This is a genomic window from Syntrophorhabdaceae bacterium (assembly GCA_028713955.1).
Classification (GTDB): domain Bacteria; phylum Desulfobacterota; class Syntrophorhabdia; order Syntrophorhabdales; family Syntrophorhabdaceae; genus UBA5609.
Genome location: JAQTNJ010000210.1, coordinates 1 through 5,454, shown reverse-complemented (window position 1 = coordinate 5,454; position 5,454 = coordinate 1). Strand labels below are relative to the sequence as shown.

General features: G+C 46.2%; 8 protein-coding genes. 6 read left to right on the top strand and 2 right to left on the bottom strand.

Going from position 1 to position 5,454, the window contains the following annotated elements:
• A partial coding sequence (locus PHU49_13915; protein ID MDD5245101.1) for a hypothetical protein occupies positions 1-259 on the bottom strand: 259 nt, incomplete at its 3' end.
• Here PHU49_13915 and PHU49_13910 point away from each other — a divergent pair.
• On the top strand, positions 240-563 hold the full coding sequence (locus tag PHU49_13910; GenBank protein MDD5245100.1) for a nitroreductase family protein: 324 nt from the start codon (positions 240-242) through the stop codon (positions 561-563). The two genes, PHU49_13915 and PHU49_13910, sit on opposite strands and share 20 nt — an antisense overlap.
• An 18-nt stretch (positions 564-581) precedes the next feature.
• Entirely contained in the window at positions 582-1,637 is a 1,056-nt protein-coding gene (locus PHU49_13905; GenBank protein ID MDD5245099.1) for a radical SAM protein, read from the top strand.
• A gap of 169 nt (positions 1,638-1,806) precedes the next feature.
• On the opposite strand, the gene PHU49_13900 is transcribed toward PHU49_13905, so the two are convergent.
• Positions 1,807-2,754 (bottom strand): hypothetical protein, encoded by a 948-nt coding sequence (locus PHU49_13900; protein MDD5245098.1) that lies wholly within the window; start codon positions 2,752-2,754, stop codon positions 1,807-1,809.
• Positions 2,755-3,022: 268 nt separating this feature from the next.
• On the opposite strand from PHU49_13900, the gene PHU49_13895 reads away from it, so the two are divergent.
• The 4 genes from PHU49_13895 to PHU49_13880 all read left to right on the top strand — a co-directional run.
• Entirely contained in the window at positions 3,023-3,946 is a 924-nt protein-coding gene (locus tag PHU49_13895) for a DnaJ C-terminal domain-containing protein (GenBank protein ID MDD5245097.1), read from the top strand.
• The gene (locus PHU49_13890) at positions 3,946-4,725 is read left to right on the top strand and encodes a hypothetical protein (protein MDD5245096.1); all 780 of its coding nucleotides are present in this window, start codon (positions 3,946-3,948) and stop codon (positions 4,723-4,725) included. The genes PHU49_13895 and PHU49_13890 overlap by 1 nt, the downstream gene beginning before the upstream one ends.
• Before the next feature lie 102 nt (positions 4,726-4,827).
• Positions 4,828-5,118, top strand: a complete 291-nt coding sequence (gene groES / locus PHU49_13885) for a co-chaperone GroES (GenBank protein MDD5245095.1) — start codon at positions 4,828-4,830, stop codon at positions 5,116-5,118.
• Positions 5,119-5,136: 18 nt separating this feature from the next.
• Positions 5,137-5,454: TCP-1/cpn60 chaperonin family protein (locus tag PHU49_13880; protein ID MDD5245094.1), on the top strand; the 318-nt coding region annotated here is incomplete at its 3' end.

Below are 5,454 nucleotides of genomic sequence, written 5' to 3'. Positions count from 1 at the left end.
CAGGGATCATCCGGAGAGAGAGGGTTTCTGTTTCTTCGATCAGGCGTTCGAATGCGCTATGGATCTCCGTTGCCTTTTGCGATACATCATTCAGCGTATCATACATCCTCTGTAAATTTTCACGGGCCGTTTTGCAATACTCGTTGATTTTTTGCTCATTCTTCCTGCACTCATCGATCAGTTCCCTATGTAGCTCAAGCTCTTCCGGCGTAAGATTTTTTGCCCTTATCAGGTCCTCAATGGTCTTTATACTGTCCATCCCTGTTATCCTCCATCTTAGATTGTTATCAGAAGATATTTTTATTGTAACGATCTTCATGGAAAAATGCAACAATGCAATATATTTTTCCATGAAGGGTATGTCATTGACTTACCAGCCGACAATACGCATATTTATAGAGATTGACCAGAACCTCTATCTCGCGGCAGAGATCCTGGGTCTCGGCGCCTGCGCGATCGGCGCTTTCTACGGCGATGAGGCAAACAAAATTCTATCCCTGGACGGCATAGAGGAGACTGTTATCTATATGGCTGCTGTCAGCCGGCCGGCAGAGGTAAAATAACCAATAAGGGAGACAATTATGTACGAACAGGGAGTAATCAGACCGCCAAGTGAGGCTTCAAGCCTGCTGGTAAGGGTTACAAGGAATTGTCCATGGAATCAATGCATCTTTTGTCCTGCCTACAAAGGGACAACCTTTTCCAGGAGGACCGTGGAAGAGGTAAAAAAAGATATAGATAATATGGCAGTAGAATATAGTGGGTATGCCAATATGATAAAATCGGCATTTTTGCAGGATGCCGACAGCCTGGTTTTGAAAACAGCAGACCTCCTTGAAATCCTTACATATCTGAAAGAGAAATTTCCCGCCCTCGACAGGGTTACATCCTACGCGCGCTCAACAACACTGAAGAGGAAAAGCGTTGAAGACCTGAAGCAATTAAAAGATGCCGGGCTTACACGTATTCATGTCGGGATGGAAAGCGGCTCAGAAAAGGTTTTAAAGATGATTAAAAAGGGGATCACCCCGGAAGATATTGTCGCCGGCGGCCAGAACGTGGTCAAGGCGGGCATATCCCTGTCAGAATACATCATGCCCGGGGTCGGCGGGAAGACGCTCAGTGAGGAACATGCCAAAGAGACCGCGCGGCTTTTAAACCTTGTAGAACCGGATTTTATCAGGGTAAGGACCTTCGCAATGCATCCCATGTCGCCGATGCAGGCACTTGTTAAGGATGGGTCCTTCGTGCCGATGACAGACGAAGAGATCGTTGCGGAGATCAGGCTCCTTGTATTTAGTCTCAACGAGATACACAGTTATTTTTCCTGCGCTGACTTCAGCCTGAACCTGCTCATGCACGTCGACGGCCGCCTTGACGAAAAGAAAGGATATATGCTGAATGAGCTCGATAAATTCCTGTCGCTCACGAAAGAACAAAAGCAGGTCTATTCGTTGCTGCGCCGTTCATCCTACATGCAATACCCGATCGATGCCGTTTACAATGATGAGCTGATGAAACAGGTACTGCCTGAGATCGAAAAACTGGAGAAAAAGGGCAAAGATGGTTTCAATGAATACATCAAAACACTCATGTCCTACCAACTGCCTCAGCCGCAGACGGATGAGTGGAAATGAAAACTACCGACTAATCGTATATCGTAGTTCGTATATCGCAAATTCAATGATGGCATATACCCCTACTGTAGGCACCACATGCCCGTACCTCCTCTTTATAGTATGGGCTTAACTGATTGTCTCATCAAGGGGTGCAGTCCACGATATACGATATACGAAATACAATATACTACGGGTTTTGAGCTATAAGCTGGTTCACAAGTTGTGACGGTTTCACCAATACGAGCCTCATTGAGCAGCACCCGGGGTGCTTCGACAGTTCATGCCTCTTGCCGTTAAATCTCGCCATGAGGTCGTCATCGATGGTGATCAAAAAATCAACATCATGTTCTATACAATGAATAATATGGGGAATCTCACGTTCATGGCGATTGCCGCCGTATTTTTTTATGACTGCTTCAACAACAAAATCGATATGCTCAGGACTCATGGGGAGTTTGGGACAGCTTTTTTTGCTGAAACCTACAACCCTGTTCAGCAATCCCAGGAGGCAGCGATTTTGCTCACCGTCCTTCCCTTCAAAAACAGGCTTGATAGAACGTTGGAGGAGCTCTGATTCAAGGATCTTCCAGTTCAGGCCATATTCAATACGCCTCAGGTCGCGCCATCTATCCTCTCCATACCAGTCCTGGAAATGTTTTGCGCAGTTTCGCAGTATCTCAACATCACCTTTGTCCCGGTGAAACGGGACAGTATCGTTACCCCTTTTACACAGGACTTCATCACGGATAAAAGAAAACAACGTATCTTCAGCGCTCTGTGTTCCTTCACGTTCCCGGCTGAGCACCTCAAGCTGATCAAAGAGCTCAACAACCTGCTTCCATTTTTCTGTCAGGCGCCTGTCCGCCCTATTCCATGTTTCAAAGGCCTCGATATCCTCAGTGATCATATATGTGTCGGTAATACAGCATCCCTCAATATTAAAGGCAATGACCATATCCATCTCCATTGCCTCTCCCGCGGTAACAAGCCTCAGGCGATCCTTTTTATAGTATTCCCAGATGACCCGCATGGCCTCCTGTTCAAGGCCGGCCGTAGTATTTTCCGCTCCGGTCTTCGCGAGAAGACTCAGGATATGGTACCCGACATAGGCTGTTAAGCGGCTTTGATTCCCCATATATCACCTGTCACAACATGGATGGTTTGGGAAAAACATGGTATCAATCCATTATAGCAAAAAGATGAAAAGATTTTACACAAATTTCCTGTAAAATCTTTTCGCATTGCATTACATGAAGTTTGGTTATATCTTATAGAATCTTTTTGCGGAATGGGTGTGGATAAAATTGAAAAGGAGATTTATATTAATGTTAAAATGTCCTGCTTTTGCTGATACTGTTCAGCAGGGTATGGCAACATATATAGCGATATACAGGGAGTAAAAGATGGCAGCAAAAAAGGATTATTACGAGACACTCGGTGTTGCAAAGGGAGCAACGGAAGAGGAAATGAAAAAGGCGTACAGAAAACTTGCTCTCAAATACCATCCTGATAGAAATCCGGGCAACAAGGAATTTGAAGAGAAGTTTAAGGTCATCAACGAAGCCTATGCGGTCCTCAGTGATCCGGAAAAAAGAAAGCAATACGACACCTTTGGTATGGGGGGCTTCCAGCAGAGGTACTCCGAGGAAGACATCTTCAGTGGTTTTAATGTGGGCGATCTTTTCAAAGACCTTGGATTTGGCGGCGGCGACATATTCAGCATGATCTTCGGAAGGCAGGCGGGGCGGGGCGGCGGCAGGCAAAGGGCTCAGAACCGGGATTTTGGAGACTACATAACCAGGGAACAACAGCCCGAGCATGGTCTGGATCTCAATTACGAACTTGAGATCCCTTTTATGGACGCTATACGGGGTGGCGAAAAGAGGGTATCCTTTACAACACACATCGGGACTGAAGATCTCAACGTTAAGATACCCCGGGGGATCACAACGGGGAAGAGGTTGAGACTTCAGAGCAAAGGCAACAGGGACCCCAGAACGGGCAGACGTGGTGACCTTTACCTGACCATCAAGGTTGCTGAACATCCTTTTTTCAGAAGGGTCGGGAACGACCTCTACGTTACAAAAGAGATCAAGCTGACCGATGTCCTTCTCGGAACAACCGTTGAGATCGCTTCTATCGATGGGCCAAAACGTGTTAAAATCCCGCCGGGCCATTTGAAGGTACGGTTGCGGGGCCTTGGAGTGCCGGATATAGAGAAAGGCGGCAGCGGCGATCTCTATGTTGAGGTAAAAATGGATATTCCCGGGAAACTCACCGAAATACAGAAACAACTCATCGAAACGTTGAAGAAAGAGGGCCTTTAATGCTTCCGCGAAGACACATCCTTGATATCTGGGAACTTATCAAAGACAAGGATGATCATATGTCTATGGCGACGATCAGCCTCGCTATAGATGCCGTGAAACACATAAATCGTGAGCCGAAAAAGGACCATTTTGTGGAAGCCCTGGAGCTCAATGAGTTCATCTGCTACATGTTCCCCGGGGAAAGACCCAAAAACAGGGCATTGCTGTTCCATATTGTCTCCGATCTTCTGGGGCTTTTAATATACGGGGTACCAAAAACACGGAAGTACACTATCAATAATATAGAAACAATAAATTACTCATTGAGAAATATGACGGTCTACCCGATCATTGAAGTCTGGAATACCATGAAATCCAAAGTTTATAAGAAAAAACACGGGGGCGAGAGTATTATCGAAGGTTTTATCAAAAAGATACGGATCGAAATGGATACCATAAACCGGTATCCTTTTGTGGAAGAGATATTTGAGGCATCAAAAGACCGCATCAAGGAATGGATCCCGTCTCTCGCAAGCTACTACGATAAGAGCAAAAAGGTCGTTCAAAGCACTTATGATGAATGGTGGTCGCTCTGGCTCCCCGGGGATGACCAGGAAAAGATCCTCGCCGCAATGATAGACAGGCTTTCCCAGCAGGCAGAGCGGGACTTCGAGACAACGATCGATAAGGAAAAGATATTCGCCTCCATTATGACCGATGCCGCCGGCAACAAACAGGAAAATGAGCAATTTTCCAGATGGTACAGGGAAGGTGTCGACCTTCTTTTAAAAATTTAGCCTTCCGGTATTGACAAAAAGTCCTTAGTATCCTTATATTTTATTTAGCAATCGTTTTTCACAATTGCTAAAATACTATTTTTGCGAAAGGAGCGTGATACGATGAAGATCAAACCATTATACGACAGGATCCTTGTGAAGAGAATCGAAGAGGAGGAAAAGACGAAGGGAGGTATCATTATTCCTGATGCTGCAAAGGAAAAACCGCAGGAAGGCGTGGTCGTTGCGGTAGGCGACGGCAAAATCCTCGATAACGGGCAAAAGGCGGCATTACAGGTGAAGGCTGGCGACAAGATACTGTTTGGCAAGTATTCTGGCACAGAGATTAAGATTGATGGTGAGGAACACCTTATCCTCAGAGAAGATGATGTTTTTGCCATCTTGAACGATTAAAAGAAGGAGGAAGAAAGAATGGCTAAAGAGATAAAGTACGATCAGAATGTACGGGAGGCGCTTTTAAAGGGCGTCAACGCACTGGCGGATGCCGTAAAGGTGACCCTCGGCCCTAAGGGGCGTAATGTCATCCTGGAAAAATCATTCGGCTCACCGACAGTAACAAAGGACGGGGTTACCGTTGCCAAGGAGATCGAGCTTGAGGACAGGTTCGAGAATATGGGAGCCCAGATGGTAAAAGAAGTGGCAAGCAAGACAAGCGATGTCGCCGGTGACGGAACAACCACGGCAACTGTCCTTGCGCAGGCCATCTACAGAGAAGGCGCAAAACTCGTT